This window comes from Mycetocola reblochoni REB411 (assembly GCF_900163835.1).
Taxonomy (GTDB): domain Bacteria; phylum Actinomycetota; class Actinomycetes; order Actinomycetales; family Microbacteriaceae; genus Mycetocola_B; species Mycetocola_B reblochoni.
Map to the genome: position 1 here is coordinate 52006 of NZ_FUKR01000066.1, position 17361 is coordinate 69366.

14 protein-coding genes are annotated in these 17361 nt (G+C 69.4%); 10 read left to right on the forward strand and 4 right to left on the reverse strand.

Annotated elements, in window-relative coordinates:
- Nucleotides 1-155: 155 nt before the first annotated feature.
- The 3 genes from FM119_RS11700 to FM119_RS11710 are packed head-to-tail and all read left to right on the forward strand — an operon-like array spanning nt 156 to nt 3620.
- Nucleotides 156-1601 carry an RNA polymerase sigma factor gene (locus FM119_RS11700; RefSeq protein ID WP_087138330.1) on the forward strand — a complete coding sequence of 482 codons (1446 nt, stop codon included), beginning with the start codon at nt 156-158 and terminating at the stop codon, nt 1599-1601.
- Nucleotides 1594-2886, forward strand: a complete 1293-nt coding sequence (locus FM119_RS11705; RefSeq protein WP_087138331.1) for a Mur ligase family protein — start codon at nt 1594-1596, stop codon at nt 2884-2886. Before FM119_RS11700 ends, FM119_RS11705 begins: the two co-directional genes overlap by 8 nt.
- Nucleotides 2883-3620: a type 1 glutamine amidotransferase gene (locus FM119_RS11710; RefSeq protein WP_087138332.1), complete on the forward strand. Its 738-nt coding sequence runs from the start codon at nt 2883-2885 to the stop codon at nt 3618-3620. Before FM119_RS11705 ends, FM119_RS11710 begins: the two co-directional genes overlap by 4 nt.
- Nucleotides 3621-3708: 88 nt before the next feature.
- Here the strand turns inward: FM119_RS11710 and FM119_RS11715 are convergent, their stop codons facing one another.
- Nucleotides 3709-3936 (reverse strand): DUF7455 domain-containing protein, encoded by a 228-nt coding sequence (locus FM119_RS11715; RefSeq protein ID WP_087138333.1) that lies wholly within the window; start codon nt 3934-3936, stop codon nt 3709-3711.
- Nucleotides 3937-4114: 178 nt separating this feature from the next.
- On the opposite strand from FM119_RS11715, the gene FM119_RS11720 reads away from it, so the two are divergent.
- Nucleotides 4115-6193, forward strand: a complete 2079-nt coding sequence (locus FM119_RS11720) for a DNA gyrase/topoisomerase IV subunit B (RefSeq protein ID WP_087138358.1) — start codon at nt 4115-4117, stop codon at nt 6191-6193.
- Nucleotides 6194-6275: 82 nt separating this feature from the next.
- On the opposite strand, the gene FM119_RS11725 is transcribed toward FM119_RS11720, so the two are convergent.
- Nucleotides 6276-8741 (reverse strand): DNA gyrase/topoisomerase IV subunit A, encoded by a 2466-nt coding sequence (locus FM119_RS11725; RefSeq protein ID WP_087138334.1) that lies wholly within the window; start codon nt 8739-8741, stop codon nt 6276-6278.
- Between the two features lie 69 nt (nt 8742-8810).
- Between FM119_RS11725 and FM119_RS11730 the strand changes: the two genes are divergently transcribed.
- The gene (locus FM119_RS11730) at nt 8811-9959 is read left to right on the forward strand and encodes an alkaline phosphatase family protein (protein WP_245827469.1); all 1149 of its coding nucleotides are present in this window, start codon (nt 8811-8813) and stop codon (nt 9957-9959) included.
- A 42-nt stretch (nt 9960-10001) separates the two neighbouring features.
- On the opposite strand, the gene sepH is transcribed toward FM119_RS11730, so the two are convergent.
- Nucleotides 10002-10970 carry a septation protein SepH gene (gene sepH / locus FM119_RS11735; protein ID WP_087138335.1) on the reverse strand — a complete coding sequence of 323 codons (969 nt, stop codon included), beginning with the start codon at nt 10968-10970 and terminating at the stop codon, nt 10002-10004.
- Nucleotides 10971-11196: 226 nt separating this feature from the next.
- Between sepH and FM119_RS11740 the strand changes: the two genes are divergently transcribed.
- A complete protein-coding gene (locus FM119_RS11740) occupies nt 11197-11490 on the forward strand; it encodes a DUF4193 domain-containing protein (RefSeq protein WP_087138336.1) in 294 nt (97 codons plus the stop codon).
- Nucleotides 11491-11677: 187 nt separating this feature from the next.
- Here the strand turns inward: FM119_RS11740 and FM119_RS11745 are convergent, their stop codons facing one another.
- Nucleotides 11678-12127 carry a DUF3093 domain-containing protein gene (locus FM119_RS11745; RefSeq protein ID WP_087138337.1) on the reverse strand — a complete coding sequence of 150 codons (450 nt, stop codon included), beginning with the start codon at nt 12125-12127 and terminating at the stop codon, nt 11678-11680.
- Between the two features lie 38 nt (nt 12128-12165).
- Here FM119_RS11745 and dut point away from each other — a divergent pair, with 38 nt between their 5' ends.
- The 4 genes from dut (at nt 12166) to acnA (ending at nt 17088) form a co-directional block, all read left to right on the forward strand.
- Nucleotides 12166-12624, forward strand: coding sequence for a dUTP diphosphatase (gene dut, locus FM119_RS11750; RefSeq protein ID WP_087138338.1), 459 nt, complete (start codon nt 12166-12168; stop codon nt 12622-12624).
- Nucleotides 12621-13250 (forward strand): DUF3710 domain-containing protein, encoded by a 630-nt coding sequence (locus FM119_RS11755; protein ID WP_087138339.1) that lies wholly within the window; start codon nt 12621-12623, stop codon nt 13248-13250. The genes dut and FM119_RS11755 overlap by 4 nt, the downstream gene beginning before the upstream one ends.
- 2 nt (nt 13251-13252) lie before the next feature.
- Nucleotides 13253-14074 carry a DUF3159 domain-containing protein gene (locus tag FM119_RS11760; protein ID WP_245827471.1) on the forward strand — a complete coding sequence of 274 codons (822 nt, stop codon included), beginning with the start codon at nt 13253-13255 and terminating at the stop codon, nt 14072-14074.
- Nucleotides 14075-14265: 191 nt separating this feature from the next.
- Entirely contained in the window at nt 14266-17088 is a 2823-nt protein-coding gene (gene acnA / locus FM119_RS11765; protein WP_087138340.1) for an aconitate hydratase AcnA, read from the forward strand.
- Nucleotides 17089-17361 lie beyond the last annotated feature (273 nt).

Sequence of the window (17361 nt, forward strand, 5' to 3'; positions counted from 1 at the left end):
GCCGTGGTCGGCCCCCATCGGCATCCGTGCAATACTTGTCTCTTAGAGACCCGGTCTGTCCCACGCATCGTCGTGCGGACTTGACAAGGGTCTTAGCACTGTCAAAAAACGATCGCGCGATCGTCGATGACATGTCCGTGACGAGAGGGGTTTGCATGGCCGCCAAGACGAAGGCGAAAGCCGACGAGCCGGAGGTGACCGCCGGAGCAGCTGCGGAGAGCGCCGAGGCCGCCCCCGCGAAGAAGGCACCGGCCAAGCGGGCCGCACCGCGAAAGGCCGCGAGCACGTCCACGGCAAAGGCGGCGAGCACGGCGAAGACGGCCGCTGCGAAGACGACCGCGGCGAAGACGGCCGCGGCAAAGGCGTCGTCGGAGGGCGAGGACGCTGAGAAGCCCGCCCCGACGAAGCGGACCGCAGCCAAGAAGCCGGCGGCGAAGACCACCGCCGCGAAGGCGAAGACCGCCGCCGCGAAGGCGAAGACCGCCGCCGCGAAGCGCGCCTCCGCCACGAGCGCGACGTCCACGGACGCCGAGCGAGAGGTGACGGAGGAGCTCGACGGCGCCGACGACGTCGAACACGGCGAGGCCCCCGCGGTTGCCGCGGCGAACGCCGCACTGCTCAAGCAGGGCGCGATGGTCATCTCATCGTCCGACGACGACGAGGTGCCGGTGTACTCCACCACCATCACGGGCGCGACCGCCGACCCGGTGAAGGACTACCTCAAGCAGATCGGAAAGGTCGCCCTGCTGAACGCGGCCGAAGAGGTCGAGCTCGCGATGCGCATCGAGGCCGGCCTGTTCGCGGAGGACAAGCTCGCCAACACCCCCGACATCGACAAGAAGCTCAAGCGAGAGCTGCAGTGGGTCGCCCGCGACGGCCAGCGGGCCAAGAGCCATCTGCTCGGTGCCAACCTGCGTCTCGTCGTCAGCCTCGCCAAGCGCTACACCGGCCGAGGCATGCAGTTCCTCGACCTCATCCAGGAGGGCAACCTCGGTCTGATCCGTGCGGTCGAGAAGTTCGACTACACCAAGGGCTTCAAGTTCTCCACCTATGCAACCTGGTGGATCCGGCAGGCGATCACGCGTGCGATGGCCGACCAGGCCCGCACCATCCGCATCCCCGTCCACATGGTCGAGGTGATCAACAAGCTCGCGCGCGTCCAGCGGCAGATGCTGCAGGACCTCGGCCGCGAGCCCACGCCGGAAGAGCTCAGCCGCGAGCTCGACATGACGCCGGAGAAGGTCGTGGAGGTGCAGAAATACGGCAGGGAGCCGATCTCGCTGCACACGCCCCTCGGCGAGGACGGCGACAGCGAGTTCGGTGACCTCATCGAGGACACTGAGGCCGTCGTCCCCGCGGACGCGGTCGGCTTCACGATGCTGCAGAAGCAGCTCGAGAGCCTGCTCGATTCCCTGTCGGAGCGCGAGGCGGGCGTCATCCGCATGCGATTCGGCCTCGGCGACGGAATGCCGAAGACCCTCGACCAGATCGGCGACACCTTCGGGGTCACCCGCGAGCGCATCCGCCAGATCGAGTCGAAGACGATGGCGAAGCTGCGCCACCCGTCGCGCTCGCAGTCGCTGAGGGACTACCTTGACTAAGCCGGGTGCCGCCTTCGTCCTCCCCGTCCTCGCCGGGCGGGCAGCCCGCTTCGCGACCCGCCTCCGCGGCGGAGGGAGCGCGTTCCCCGGCCTCGTCGCGCAGAAGATGAACCGCGACTTCGTCGGCGACGTGACCGAGAAGCTCCCGTACGGTTCGATCGTCATCCTGGGCTCCAACGGCAAGTCGACGACGACGAACATCATCACCGGCATCGTTCGCGCCCACGGCCTGCGGGTGTTCAGCAACCCGTCGGGGGCGAACATGCCCCAGGGGATCGCCTCCGCCGTCCTGGCCGACGTGTCGCTGACGGGAAAGCTCGACGCCGACATCGCGATCCTCGAGGTCGACGAGGCGTACGGCGTCGAGATCTGCCGCCAGCTGCGTCCGCAGTCCGCGGTCATCCTCAACCTCCTCGTCGACCAGATCTACCGCTTCGGCGAGCCGGACAAGGTGGCGCAGATGTTCCGCGACATCGCCGGCGAGGTCTCCGAGTACATCGCACTCAACCGCGACGACAACTTCCTCGGCCACCTCGGCACCGAGCTCGAGGCGGAAGGCCGGCTGGACGTCGAGTACTTCGGCGTCACCGACGAGGTGCAGGCCAGCGCCCCGCACGGTCAGGTGTCGGCACGGGACTTCTCTGGCAAGGAGCAGGTCACCGGCCGTGCGGCCAGGGCAGAGGTGGTCGGCGTCGACCGGAACATCGCGACGATCGCCTTCGGCGGGGTCGAGCACCGGATCGTCATGCCGTCGCGTGGGATCCACTACGCGGTCGACATCGCCGCGGCACTCTCCGTCGCGGCCAACGCACTCGGCGACCGGTTCTCGATCGAGACGGCGGTCGAGGCCGTGCAGTCGACGAAGACCGTCTACGGCAGGGGGGAGATCCTCACCGTCGGCGACGTCGAGATCGAGATCCTCATGCTGAAGAATCTCGCCAGCCTGCAGCTCAACCTTGACTACCTGGATCGCACCCCCGACTCGGTGCTGTTCGCCTACGACGAGTCCAGCAAGGACCCGTCCTGGCTGTACGCGGCCGACTTCTCGAAGATCGGCCACGTCGACGTGATCTCCGGACCCAAGGGTCCCTTCGTCGCCCTGCGGCTCGCCTACGAGGGCAAGGACTTCGGGACGATCATCCCCGACGTCACCGAGGCCGTGCAGGCGATGCTCGACCGGCCCCGTCCGGCCAGTGGACGGCACACCTTCTTCCTCGACTACGACCAGATGCTGATCACCAGGAAGTACCTCGGCTACAAGGACCTGGAGGCCGGTTCCGCATGAGCATCCACATCATCGAGCTCTACCCCGAGACGCTCTCGCTGAACGGCGATGTCGGCAACCGGACCGCGCTCGCCCACCGGGCGCGGCTGGCGGGACTCGACGTGATCGAGTCGAGCTACCGCGTCGCGGACGACGTTCCCGGCGACGACGTCGACATCATCCTGATCGGCTCCGGCACCTCCTCCGCCGTGCACCAGATCGCGCCCGACCTCGACCGGATCGCATCCTGGCTGCGGGAGCGCGTCGCGGACGGCGCCGTGCTGGTGGCCGCCGGAGCCGGCTTCTCCCTGATGACGCGGTCGGTCCGCTACGCGACCGATGACACCATCACGGGAGTCGGCGTGTTCGCCGCCGACACAGACGCCTCGGCTCCGCGGATCATCACGGAGGGCTTCGCCGTCGAGACGGCGCTCGGCCTCGTCGTCGGGACCGAGAACCACACCACGGTGGTCACGCGAGACGCCGGACAGGACCCCTTCGGCTCGGTCAGGTACGGCACGGGCAACGGTGACGGCACCGAGGGGGCGGTCGTCGCCAACGCGATCGGCACCCACTGCCACGGCCCCCTGCTGCCGATGAACCCCGCCGTCACGGACGACCTGCTCCGCCGGGTCGCCGAGCGGGCCGGTCTGATCTACGAGACGACGGCCGCGCACAGGGACCTCGACGAGGTGACCCGGCAGACGCGCGCGATCCTGCTGAGCAAGTCCGGGATCACCGACACCTGGTCCTGACGCGGTCACCCGACGGACACGTCGGCACGACGAGGGGCAGGGACGAAAACGTCCCTGCCCCTCGACTCGCTTCCGGCGTCGGTCGCGGCTAAGCGCTCACGCCCGAGTGCAGCTTCTCGCTCTCGTCGTGCCACGAGGTGGCGACCGTCGCGAGCTTCTCCTCGTACTTCTTGCCGTGGTGGGCGCAGAACAGCAGCTCACCCGTGGGCAGCTCCACGCGGATGTAGGCCTGTGCGCCGCAGCTGTCGCACCGGTCGGCGGCGGTCAGCTGGTACGAAGCGGTCTGCGTGCCGGATTCACTCACGAGCTGTGACATGTGACGGCCCTCCTAACTGTGGTCCCGAATCGTCCCGGGTACACCCATGTAAGCACGCCGGGCCGTGAAATCCTTCCCCGGGTCGGCGCGTTTCGCTCAGCGCGAAGGCACCCCGGGCGGTCGCCGCGGTCCGGGGGTGTCGAGCCGGTCGACGGCCGGGGCCCGAATAGACTGGTCGATCGTGAGCTCTGACTATTCCGCCCAGCACCTCTCCGTCCTCGAGGGGCTCGACGCCGTCCGCAAACGGCCGGGCATGTACATCGGGACCACGGACTCCCGCGGGCTCATGCACTGCCTCTGGGAGATCATCGACAACTCCGTCGACGAGGCCCTCGCGGGTCACGGCGACCGCATCGACGTGACCCTGCACGCGGACGGGAGCGTCGAGGTCGGCGACCACGGCCGCGGCATCCCCGTCGACATCGAGCCGAAGACGGGACTCAGCGGCGTCGAGGTCGTCTTCACCAAGCTCCACGCGGGAGGGAAGTTCGGCGGCGGGTCCTACGCCGCGTCTGGCGGCCTCCACGGCGTGGGCGCCTCCGTCGTGAACGCGCTCTCCTCCCGACTCGACGTCGAGGTCGACCGGCAGGGCGTGACCTGGGCGATGTCGTTCCATCGCGGCACCCCCGGCGTCTTCGACGACAGCGCGGGCATCGGACCCGACGCGCCCTTCACCCCGGACCCGCAGGGGGCCCTCCGTCGCGTCGGCAAGGTGAAACGCGGCGTCACCGGGACGCGCACCCGCTACTGGGCGGACACGCAGATCTTCGCCGCCAGCGCGAGCTTCAGCGCCGACGACCTCGTCACGCGTGCACGGCAAACGGCTTTCCTCGTGCCCGGACTCGCCATCACGATCGCGGACGCCCGGGGCGAGGAGCCCGTCACGACGTCGTTCAGCTATGAGGGCGGCATCTCCGAGTTCGTGGACTTCCTCGCGGCCGACAGCGCCGTCACCGACACCTGGCGGCTGCAGGGCAGCGGCGAGTACACCGAGACCGTCCCCGTCCTCAACGACGCGGGCGCGATGGTCCCCACCGAGCTGACGCGTCGCTGCGAGGTCGACGTGGCACTGCGCTGGGGGACGGGCTATGAGACCGTCACCCGCTCCTTCGTCAACATCATCGCCACGCCGAAGGGCGGCACGCACCAGGCCGGCTTCGAGCAGGCGCTGCTGCGCACGCTCCGCCAGCAGGTCGAGCAGAATGCGCGCAAGCTCAAGGCGGGAACCGACAAGCTCGACAAGGACGATGTGCTCGCCGGCCTGACCGCCGTGCTGACCGTCCGCATCCCCGAGCCGCAGTTCGAGGGGCAGACGAAGGAGGTCCTCGGCACGGGGCCGGTGAGGGCGATCGTCGCGAACGTCGTCTCGACGGCCCTCAAGGAGCGCTTCGCCTCGACCAAGCGCGACGACAAGGCACAGACAGCGCAGTTGCTGGAGAAGGTCGTGTCCGAGATGAAGTCGCGCATCTCGGCGAGGACCCACAAGGAGACGCAGCGCCGCAAGAACGCGCTGGAGAGCTCCAGCCTTCCGGCGAAGCTCGTCGACTGCCGCTCGACGGACGTCGCCCAGAGCGAGCTGTTCATCGTCGAGGGCGACTCCGCCCTGGGCACCGCGAAGCTGGCCAGGGACTCCACCTACCAGGCCCTGCTGCCGATCAGAGGCAAGATCCTCAACGTGCAGAAGTCCTCCGTGTCGGACATGCTCTCCAACGCCGAGTGCGCGGCGATCATCCAGGTCGTCGGGGCGGGCTCGGGGCGGTCGTTCGAGCTCGAGGCCGCGCGCTACGGCAAGGTCATCCTGATGAGCGACGCCGACGTCGACGGTGCGCACATCCGGACGCTGCTGCTGACGCTCTTCTTCCGGTACATGCGTCCGATGATCGAGGACGGGCGGGTCTACGCCGCCGTCCCGCCCCTGCACCGGGTCGTCGTGATCAACCCCGGGTCCAAGCCGAACGAGACCCTCTACACCTACTCCGAGACGGAGCTGCAGAACGTCCTCACCGCGCTGACGAAGTCGAAGCGCCGCTACCAGGAGCCGATCCAGCGGTACAAGGGCCTCGGCGAGATGGACGCCGACCAGCTTGCGGAGACGACGATGGACCGGGCTCACCGGACGCTGCGTCGCGTCCGGATCGAGGACGCGGAGGCCGCGGGACGCGTCTTCGAACTGCTCATGGGCAACGACGTGGCGCCCCGCAAGGAGTTCATCGTCGACGGCTCGGATCGCTTCAACCGCGCGCGAATCGACGTCTGAGCCGGGCACGGGCCCGCCGTCGCCCCTCGCCGTCTCATGACGGTCGGCGGGCGCCAGCGCGGCGGTCAGCCGCCCGGCCGGATCAGCGGATCGGCGCCCCCAGCACGGAGACCTGTGCGGCGAGGAGCGTGCCGGAGCCGTCCCGTCGCGCGCCCGGATCGGGCAGTGCCCTGACCGATCCGTCGCCACCGAGCGCGTGCGCGGGCGCCGGACCCGCCCAGGCGAGCACGAGCCCGTCCTCTCCCTTGAGCAACCGCTGCGAGCGCACCCCCGCGGTGGCCCGTCCCTTGGCGGGGAACTCCTCGAAGGAAGTGATCTTGGCGCTGCCGGGATCGGTCCCCGGTAGCATCTGCGAACTGGCCGCCACCGTCACGACGACCGCGTCCGCGGCCTCCGCGGCACGCACGACTCCGAAGAACAGCACCGAGGCGCCGGCTGCCAGCTTGATGCCCGCCATGCCGCCCGCCGTCCGGCCCTGAGGGCGCACCGACGCCGCCGAGAATCGAAGGGTCTGCGCGTCGCTCGTGATGAAGACCAGCTCGTCCTCGTCCGCGGCCGGCGCAGCCCCGACCACACGGTCTCCCTGCTTGAGGCTGACCGCCTCGAAGTCGGGCTTGGTGGGCCAGTCTCCCGGCGCGAGCCGCTTGACCACTCCCTGCTCCGTCCCGAGTGCGACGGGGGTGTCGCCCGCCGCGCTCAGCAAGGCGACCACGCGTTCCCCCTGGGTAAAGCCGCCGATGTAGTCGGCGAGGACCGCACCGGCTCCGAGCTGGATCGAGCTCGGCGGCACGGATGGCAGGTCGACGGGGGTGAAGCGGACGATGCGCCCGGCACTCGTGAGCGCGCCGAGCTCGCTGCGGGAGGTCGTGTCGACCGCCGCGCGCACGGCGTCGTGGGCTGCGCGCCGCCGCGGGACGACGAGACCCTGTTCGCCCTCGGCGGGAATGTCGACCCTCACCGCACGTCCCGTCGCCGACAGGTAGACCCGGCAGGGCACGTCGGCGACCTCGAGCACGGGACCCTTCCGCCGCGACGACGACGCGATACTCGCCGGTGCGTCGGTGAGCAGGGTCCGCCTCGGCGTGCCGAAACGCTCCGCGACGTCGTCGAGCTCGTCCGCCACGAGCCCCCTGATCAGGCCGGCGTCGGCCAGTAGCGCGCGCAGCCTGCTGATCTCCGCCTGCAGCTCGTCGCGCTCGGCCTCGAGCTCCATGCGGCTGAACTTGGTGAGGCGACGCAGGCGCAGCTCGAGGATGTACTCGGCCTGCCGCTCGGACAGGTCGAAGACCTCCATCAGCCGTCGGCGTGCGCTCTCGGAGTCGTCGCTGCTCCGGATCACCTGGATGACCTCGTCGATGTCGACGATGGCGATGAGCAGTCCCTCGACCAGGTGCAGGCGTTCGAGGCGCCGGTCGAGACGGAACTGCGACCTCCGTCGTACGACGGACAACCGGTGCGCGACGTAGACCTCGAGCATCTCCCTCAGGCCGAGCGTGCGCGGGCCGCCCTCGACCAGCGCGACGTTGTTCATGCTGAACGAGTCCTCGAGCGGCGTGTAGCGGTAGAGCTGCTCGAGCACGGCCTCGGGGCTGAAGCCTGTCTTGATTCCGATCTGCAGGCGCAGGCCGTTGGTACGGTCGGTCAGGTCGTTGACGTCGGAGATCCCGCTGAGCTTCTTCGCCTGGACGCCGTCCTTGATCTTCTCGATCACCTTCTCCGGGCCGACCAGGTAGGGCAGTTCCGTGACGACGAGGCCGGTCTTGCGCGCCGTGAGCGGCTCGATGCTGACCTTGGCCCTGGTCTTGAAGGCTCCGCGTCCGGTCCGGTAGGCGTCCTTGATGCCCTCCCGTCCGACGATGGTGCCGCCGGAGGGCAGGTCGGGGCCGGGGACGAAGGCCATCAGGTCATCGAGGCTGGCGTCGGGGTTGAGCAGGAGGTGCTTGGCGGCACCGACCACCTCGACGAGGTTGTGCGGAGCCATGTTGGTGGCCATGCCGACGGCGATCCCGCTCGCGCCGTTCACCAGCAGGTTGGGGAACGCGGCCGGGAGGACCTCCGGCTGCTGGAACTGGTTGTCGTAGTTGGGGACGAAGTCGACGACGTCCTCGTCCAGGTCCGCCGTCAGGGCGAGGGCGGCCGCGTCGAGCCTGGCCTCGGTGTACCGCGAGGCGGCGGGGCCGTCGTCGAGGGAACCGAAGTTGCCGTGGCCGTCGACGAGGGGGACCCGAAGCGTGAAGGGCTGCGCCAACCGCACGAGGGCGTCGTAGATGGCGCTGTCGCCGTGCGGGTGCAGCTTGCCCATCACCTCGCCGACGACCCGCGCGGACTTCACGTGGCCGCGGTCGGGTCGCAGCCCCATCTCCGTCATCTGGAACAGGATGCGCCGCTGGACCGGTTTGAGGCCGTCGCGCGCGTCGGGCAGGGCGCGCGAGTAGATGACGGAGTAGGCGTACTCGAGGAACGAGCCCTCCATCTCCGAGGCGACGTCGATGTCCTCGATGCGCTCGCCCGTGGGCGGCGTGGACGGGGGCGTGGGTGTGCTGCTCATGAATCGTTCCTGCTGTGCGATGAGCGCCCGAGGGGCGACGGCGGCGCGCCCTGTGGGAGACTGGCGCAGATGTCCTCCATGCTACCGACGGCGCGTCCTGCTGCCCGGAACCTTGCCGATGTTCTGCCCGATTGCCTCGAACTGCTGACGACCGCGCACGGTCCGGCCGGCGTCGACCACATCATCGTCGTCCTCGTCGACGGGCTGGGGGCACAGAACCTCTCGTCCCGTCGGGGGCACGCCCGGACGCTGACGGCGCTGCGGTCCACCACGATCGCCTCCGTGTTCCCGTCGACCACCGCGGCGGCGCTCACCAGTCTGGCCACGGGGACCCTGCCGGGCCGGCACGGCATCGTGGGCTACGCCGCCAGGGACCTGGCCTCCGGCAGGGTCGTCAACCAGATCTCCGGCTGGGACGAGCTCGTGGACTCCGACGGCTGGCAGCGCGAGACCACTGTGTTCCAGCGGGCCGTCGCCGCGGACGTCGCCCCGGTGGCAATCGGACCCGCGTCGTTCGCACGGAGCGGCTTCACCCGTCACGTGCTCAGCGGGGCGGAGTATCGGGCGGCGGACAGCCTCTCCGACCGTGTGGACGCCGCCGTCGCCGCGACGCGACGCGCACCCCGGACGCTCAGCTACCTGTACGTCCCCGAGCTGGACAAGGCCGGCCACCGTTTCGGATCGGAGTCGCCCGAGTGGACGGCAGCGCTCGAGCAGCTCGACCAGGCCTTCCGGCGGCTGCTCGGCTCGCTTCCCAAGCGCACCGGCGTGCTGGTCACGGCCGACCACGGCATGGTCGACGTGCCGGCGCATCGTCAGCTGCTCTTCGGCGACGATCCGGCGCTGATGACACCGGTCGTCGCCGTGGGCGGTGAGCCGCGCATGCTGCACCTCTACGGCGACGGGGACATGACCGGTGACGACCGCGAGGCGCTGGCCGCGGTCTGGCGTGACGCCGAGGGGGAACGGTCGTGGGTGCTGAGCCGCGAGGACGCGATCATGATGGGACTCTTCGGGGACGTCGACGAGGAGGTCGTGCCGCGCATCGGCGACGTCCTGGTCGCGGCCAGGGCCCGCGTGGCCTACTACGACGGACGGCTGGGCGCGGGGGATCCCGCGCGCCGGATGGTCGGGCAGCATGGATCGATGACGGACGAGGAGACGCGCATCCCCCTGCTCGCCGCCGGGGCGTTCGCCGACGGGGGAGTGTTCGACTAGTCCTCGATTCGCCGCGGAGGCCGCGCCGCCGAGGGCCGTCGGTTAGTCCTCGTCGGGCTTCGCGCCGAAGACGATCTCGTCCCAGGACGGCAGCGCCGCACGCCCCTTCTTCGGGGTGCGGGGCCGTGACGAGGACGGGGTGTCCGCCGCCGGCGCGGACGGAAGCGGAGCGGGGGGCTCGGTCGGCCCCTCGGCGGGAGCCGTGTCCTGCTCGGGCTGGGGGGCGGCCTCGCGCTCGCCCCGTCGGCGTCGCAACGCCTCGAGCAGATCGGCCGTCTGGTCATGCGGCGACTCGTGGCCGTCGTCCCCGCGGTTCATCGCCGCACGCGCCGCCTTGGGCAGCCGGGGCTGCACCGGGGGAGCGGGCGGCTCCTCCTCCACGAAGGCCTCGGGAGCGAAGGACTCGGTCTCGGCTGCCTCCGTACTGACGGCCCGAAGTCGCGGGATCATGGTCGACGGCCCACCGCCGGGACGCGACAGCAGCGCCGCCTGATCGTTGATGGGGGTGAGCGCGTGTCGCTTCGCGTCGAAGGCCCAGCGCGCGTCATGGTCGACGCCCCCGGCCGTGAAGGTGAGCTTGATCCGCCACCCCTCCTCGGGATCCTTCCAGGAGGCCCAGTGCTCATCGACGGCGTCGAGGCTGTCGATCCGGTGCCGGACCGCGGAGCCGAACGTCGCGTCGGCGTCCTCCGGCAGTTCCTCGGCGAGGACGGGAACGCTGAGCGCCGACGATACGGTGTGCTCGAGTTCGGCGAGCACGGGGCCTTCGAAGCGCTCGATCGTCTCGAGCGACGCACCGGTGAGCTCGGCGACGTCGCCGGCGCTCAGCCCGGCCCTGAGCTGGGACTGGATCTCCTTCGGGCTGACGCGCGGCCCGTGGTCGGTCCGGCTGCGAACGCGTCGCACGTGGGAGTGCAGAACCTCGTCGATCGGGAGACGGAAACGCTCTCCGGTCCGGGACTCCAGGACGAGGAAGCCGTCCTCCACCCCCGTGACAGTCACATCGTTCATCACTTCGCCCTCCGGGTCGATATCCGTGTCTCCGATCGTGCCACGAGGGCGCCGAATCGCAGGGACATCCGGGGCGCGCCGCCTGTGTCGTCGACCGGAATACCGGGGCATCGACGGCCGTTGTCACCCCCGTCGGTCACCTCGGCACGGCGAGTTTGCTATTCGGCAACCCGTAGTGCAAACTGTGCCCGCCGAATGTGTCACCCCCGATGAGAAGTGGATAAGAATGGCAACGGATTACGACGCCCCGCGAAAGACCGAGGACGATTCCGAATCGATCGAGGCCCTCAAGGAGCGCGTTCCCGACAAGCTGTCGGGGAATGTCGATGTCGAGGATGCGGACAACCCCTCGGGGTTCGAGCTTCCCGGTGCCGACCTTTCCGACGTCGAGCTCGATGTCGTCGTCCTCCCGCCGCAGGCTGACGAGTTCACCTGCGTGAGCTGCTTCCTCGTGAAGCACCGCTCCCAGATCGATCACCAGAGCAAGCTCGGGCCGATCTGCGTGGAGTGCGCCGCATAGCGACCGCGCGCCGCTGAGGCAACCCGATACCGCGGGCGGGACGATCCTATGATCGTCCCGCCCGCGGTGTGTTCGCCGGGGCGGACGACGCCCCTGGTGCCCCCGACTCCGGCACGCGTGGTCCCCGCCCCGCGCTGGCCGTCGGCCGACGATCAGGACGAGGGCGGCCGCGCCCCGCCGTCACGTCTCAGCGCTGCGCCGACTTCTCCGCGAGGATGGCGTCGCGCAGCTGTTCGGGATGCCGCGACGACACCAGCCAGTACGGCACCGGGTCGTGCGGGTCAACGATCTCGACGCGCACAACCGGTTTCACCCAGCCCCGCAGGACGATCCACGCGCGGGCGTCGAGGCGCGTCCGCGTCTGGGCGATCGCCGCATCGCCCCTGAAGCCGTCCACCTCGCCCACGTGGGCGACCGCGATCCGCGCGGCGCCGGCCCTCAGCTCCCCGTCTCCGACCCGGACGATCGGCGAGCCGAGCACGAGCGCCACCACGCAGGCGATGAAGAGGACGATGCCGATCACGACGCCGAGAACGAGGTTGATCGGGGCGAAGATGAGGATCGACGCCGGGATGACGAGCACCACCGCGATGTACACGGGCAACGAGGGGGAGAGGCGTTCGGCGTAGCTGGTCATGTGCCTTTTCATTCAGCGATGTGGACTACCCTCGATGCGTGACCGAAAGCGTAGATGTCCTCATTATCGCAAGCGAAGCTCCGCGTTTCGCGCACCCGGGCGACGCCGGAGCCGATCTGACCGCCGCGGAGTCCGTCGTCCTGGGGCCGGGCGAGCGTGCGTTGGTGGGCACGGGCGTGTCGATCGCGCTTCCCTCGGGTTTCGCCGCCTTCATCGTGCCGCGCAGCGGCCTGGCGGCACGGCACGGCATCACGGTCCTCAACGCGCCGGGAACGGTCGATGCGGGCTACCGTGGTGAGATCAAGGTCACGCTGTTGAACACTGACAGCACGGACAGCTATACGGTGAACGTGGGCGACAGGATCGCTCAGATGATCGTCATGCCCGTCCCCGAGGTCCGGTTCGTCCCGGTCGAGTCCCTACCCGGCAGTGCCAGGGGTGCGGACGGCTTCGGCTCGACGGGATACGCACAGAAGAACGAGGGAGCACAGGCATGAGCGACACAGCCGATCAGGACGCCACCGACGTCGAACAGACTCAGGCCGAGGTCGATCTGACGGCGAAGTCGGCCCCGGAGGACCGCGACGTCTCCGGTCCTCTGGACGAGGCCGAGGCGAACCCCGTTCGGCCGTACATCGACCTCGGCGGCATCAAGATCCTTCCCCGCGAGGGCTTGAACCTTCGCCTCGAGGTCGAGGAGAGCTCGAAGCGGATCGTCGCCGTCAGCCTCGACTACGCGGAGTCCACGCTCCAGATCCAGCCGATGGCCGCCCCGCGATCGACGGGGCTGTGGCACGAGACGCGGTCGCAGATCCGCACCCAGATCGCCGGGCAGGGCGGCCGGATCGGTGAGCGGGAGGGCACCTTCGGCCCCGAGCTCATCGCCGAGATCCCCGCGACGACGCCGGACGGCCAGCCGGGGAAGCGGATCCTGCGCTTCGTCGGCGTTGACGGGCCGCGCTGGCTGCTTCGCGGCGTCATCGCGGGTCGCGGCGCGGTCGACGCGGCCGCCGCCGAGCAGGTCGAGGACCTGTTCCGCAGCGTCGTCGTCGTGCGGGGGACCAACCCCATGCCTCCCCGCGACCTCATCCCGCTCACCGTTCCCGCAAACGCCGCGCCGTAGCCGTGGCAGCGGACAGCGGCGCCGAGGCGCGCGAGGAGGACGTGTCACCGGAGCGGTCGGGCGGCGACGCGGCCCACGACGGTCGGTCGGAGTCCTCCGCGGACGACGCGGCCGCCCCGACGCTGCGCGATGCGATCGCCGGTGCGGCGCGCAAGGCGGGGCTGGAGTCGTTCACCGACGGTTCTTCCAGCACCGGAGCCGCCCTGCTCGCGGCGATCGGAGGAGTGAGGGGCATCGTCGAGGCGGTGGTTCCCGGCTTCCTGTTCGTCGCCGTCTACGTGATCAGCGACTCGCTTCCGCTCTCCCTGCTCTTCTCGGTCGGGGCCGCCGTGTTGTTCACCGTGGTGCGGCTGATCCAGCGCACGCCCTTCGTGGCGGCGCTCGGCGGTCTCGGCGGCGTTGTGCTGTCGGCCGTCTTCGCGCTGATGACGGGCCGCGCCGAGGACAACTTCGTCTACGGCTTTGTCGTCAACGGCGTGAGCGCGAGTGCCCTGCTGCTGTCCATCGCGATCGGATGGCCCCTCGTCGGCGTGATCGCCGAGGTCCTCGTCGGGGACGGCACGAGCTGGCGCACCCGACCGGGGGCCCGTCGCTTCTACGGCTGGGTGACGGCAGGGTGGGTCGGGCTCTTCGTGGCGCGGCTGCTCGTGCAGGTCCCGCTCTGGGCGGGCGGACAGGTCGCCGCGCTCGGCGTGACCAAGCTCGTCATGGGGCTTCCCCTGTACGCCCCGGCCCTGGTGGTCACGTGGCTGCTCGTGCGTGCGTGGCTCGCGCGCAACCCGGCAGGGGAGCGGTCGAATCCCGCCCGCGACCCTGCCGCCTGACGCCGCGACGCACCGACGTCTCGATCGGGCGCGACAGGGCCCGTACCGCTGCTAGAATTATCTCGGCGTCGAGATACTTCTCCTCGTCATCACGGAGATCCAGTGGTTAGGTCCGCCTTGCTGGATTGCAGGCGGCGCCGCTCGTAGATTGAGCGTGAACGCCCGGATCGAACGGGACCGAAGGAGAGCGCATCGTGGCAATCAACAGTTTCGGATCGAGGGACACCCTCTCGGTCGGCGGCACCGACTATGAGATCTTCCGCATCGACACGGTGCCGGGCCATGAGCGCCTGCCCTTCAGCCTCAAGGTGCTCCTCGAGAACCTGCTCCGCACGGAGGACGGCGCGAACGTCACCGCCGAGCAGATCACCGCCCTCGGCGGCTGGGACCCCGCCGCGGAGCCCGACACGGAGATCCAGTTCTCTCCCGCGCGCGTGATCATGCAGGACTTCACCGGCGTGCCCTGCATTGTCGACCTGGCCACCATGCGTGAGGCCGTGTCCAGCCTCGGCGGCGACCCCAACAAGATCAACCCACTCGCCCCCGCAGAGATGGTCATCGACCACTCGGTCATCGCCGACCTCTTCGGCTCCGAGAACGCGCTCGAGCGCAACGTCGAGATCGAGTACGAGCGCAACGGGGAGCGCTACCAGTTCCTGCGCTGGGGCCAGACGGCCTTCGATGACTTCAAGGTCGTCCCGCCCGGCACCGGCATCGTGCACCAGGTCAACATCGAGTACCTCGCTCGCGTGACCATGACCCGCGAGGTCGAGGGCCGCCTCCGGGCATACCCCGACACCTGCGTCGGCACCGATTCGCACACCACCATGGTCAACGGCCTCGGCGTGCTCGGCTGGGGCGTCGGCGGCATCGAGGCCGAGGCGGCGATGCTCGGCCAGCCCGTGTCGATGCTCATCCCCAAGGTCGTCGGCTTCAAGCTCACCGGCGCCATCCCCGCCGGCGTCACCGCGACGGACGTGGTCCTGACCATCACCGACATGCTGCGCCAGCACGGCGTGGTCGGCAAGTTCGTCGAGTTCTACGGAGACGGCGTCGGAGCGGTGCCGCTGGCCAACCGCGCGACCATCGGCAACATGAGCCCGGAGTTCGGCTCGACCGCCGCGATGTTCCCCATCGACGACGTCACCCTGGACTACCTGCGCCTCACCGGCCGAAGCGAGGAGCAGATCGCGCTCGTGGAGTCCTACTCGAAGGTGCAGAAGCTCTGGCACGACCCCAGCGTCGAGCCGGCCTTCAGCGAGTACATGGAGCTGGACCTCTCCACGGTCGTCCCCTCGATCGCCGGGCCGAAGCGCCCCCAGGACCGCATCGAGCTCACCGACGCCAAGGAGCAGTTCGAGCGCGACCTGGTCAACTACGCCTCGACCCCCGTCGACATCGTCGACCTCGCCTCCGAGAGCTCCTTCCCCGCCTCGGACCCCGCGAGCACCACCCCGGAGGACGAGCAGCAGTCGGGCGAGGTCATCTTCGAGCGTGCGCACGCGCCGCAGTCGGCGTCCAGTCCCACGACGGTGACGCTCGAAGACGGTACTCGCTTCACCCTGGACCACGGTGCGGTCGCGATTGCCGCGATCACCTCCTGCACGAACACCTCCAACCCCTCGGTGATGCTCGCAGCCGGCCTTCTGGCGCGCAACGCGGTCCGCCGGGGCCTGAAGGCCAAGCCGTGGGTGAAGACCACGCTGGCGCCGGGCTCCAAGGTCGTCACCGACTACTACGCGAAGGCCGGCCTGACCGAGGACCTCGAGGCGCTCGGCTTCTATACCGTCGGTTACGGCTGCACCACCTGCATCGGTAACTCCGGCCCGCTGCTCGACGAGATCTCGCAGGCCGTCAACGACAAGGACCTCGCCGTCACGGCTGTGCTCTCGGGCAACCGCAACTTCGAGGGGCGCATCAACCCCGACGTGAAGATGAACTACCTGGCGAGCCCGCCGCTGGTCATCGCCTACTCGCTGGCCGGCTCGATGGACTTCGACTTCGAGTCCCAGCCGCTCGGCACCGACCAGGACGGCAACGACGTGTTCCTCGCCGACATCTGGCCGGACGCCGCCGAGGTGCAGGACACCATCGACAGCTCCATCAACGAAGGCATGTTCACCACCCAGTACGCGAGCGTCTTCGAGGGCGACGAGCGGTGGCGTTCGCTGGAGACGCCGGACGGCGCGGTGTTCGAGTGGGATGCCGAGTCGACCTACGTTCGCAAGCCCCCGTACTTCGACGGCATGACGATGGAGACCACCCCGGTGTCCGACATCAGCGGCGCGCGGGTGCTCGCCAAGCTCGGCGACTCGGTCACGACCGATCACATCAGCCCCGCCGGTGCGATCAAGGTCGACAGCCCCGCTGGCCGCTACCTGGGCGAGCACGGTGTTGAGCGTCGCGACTTCAACTCGTACGGCTCGCGTCGCGGCAACCACGAGATCATGATCCGAGGGACCTTCGCCAACATCCGGCTGAAGAACCAGCTGCTCGACGGCGTCGAGGGCGGGTACACCCGCGACTTCACCCAGGCGGATGCCCCGCAGTCGTTCATCTACGACGCCAGCCAGAACTACCAGGCGCAGGGGACACCGCTGGTGATCTTCGGCGGCAAGGAGTACGGCTCCGGCTCGTCGCGTGACTGGGCGGCGAAGGGCACGAGCCTGCTCGGCGTGAAGGCGGTCATCACCGAGAGCTTCGAGCGCATTCACCGCTCCAACCTGATCGGAATGGGCGTCGTCCCGCTGCAGTTCCCAGTCGGGGAGTCGGCGGAGTCGCTCGGATTGGACGGTACCGAGGTGGTGTCCATCAGCGGCCTCGAGCAGCTGAACGACGGCACGACGCCGAAGACGGTCCACGTCACGGCTGAGCCCTCGGAGCACTCGCCCGCGGGCAAGGCGACGGTCGAGTTCGACGCCGTTGTTCGCATCGACACCCCGGGCGAGGCGGACTACTACCGCAACGGCGGCATCCTGCAGTACGTGCTGCGCGAGCTCGTCGGCAGCAACTAACAACGACGCGGATTCCCCTTCGATACGTCTCGGGGGAGGCTCGCCGCCTCCCTCGTCGCGTCTCCGACAAGAGCCCCGTCAGGTCTCTGGACCTGACGGGGCTTCTGCCGTGGGTGGGCGGGGCTTCTGTCGTGGGTGTGCCGGGGTCCGGGGGCGTGGCGCGCTCGACGTGGCGCGCCGCTGCCACGGAGCGCGTCACCGCTGCTTCTGGATGCAGATGTCAGGACCAAGGTCGCTAGTGCGGCCCCACTGGACCGGGTGATCCTGAGGGGT

Coding starts and splice junctions, on each gene's coding strand:
- FM119_RS11700 (WP_087138330.1), top strand. CDS start 156: ATGGCCGCCAAGACGAAGGCGAAAGCCGACGAGCCGGAGGTGACCGCC.
- FM119_RS11710 (WP_087138332.1), top strand. CDS start 2,883: ATGAGCATCCACATCATCGAGCTCTACCCCGAGACGCTCTCGCTGAAC.
- FM119_RS11715 (WP_087138333.1), bottom strand. CDS start 3,936: ATGTCACAGCTCGTGAGTGAATCCGGCACGCAGACCGCTTCGTACCAG.
- FM119_RS11725 (WP_087138334.1), bottom strand. CDS start 8,741: ATGAGCAGCACACCCACGCCCCCGTCCACGCCGCCCACGGGCGAGCGC.
- FM119_RS11730 (WP_245827469.1), top strand. CDS start 8,811: ATGTCCTCCATGCTACCGACGGCGCGTCCTGCTGCCCGGAACCTTGCC.
- sepH (WP_087138335.1), bottom strand. CDS start 10,970: ATGAACGATGTGACTGTCACGGGGGTGGAGGACGGCTTCCTCGTCCTG.
- FM119_RS11740 (WP_087138336.1), top strand. CDS start 11,197: ATGGCAACGGATTACGACGCCCCGCGAAAGACCGAGGACGATTCCGAA.
- FM119_RS11745 (WP_087138337.1), bottom strand. CDS start 12,127: ATGACCAGCTACGCCGAACGCCTCTCCCCCTCGTTGCCCGTGTACATC.
- FM119_RS11755 (WP_087138339.1), top strand. CDS start 12,621: ATGAGCGACACAGCCGATCAGGACGCCACCGACGTCGAACAGACTCAG.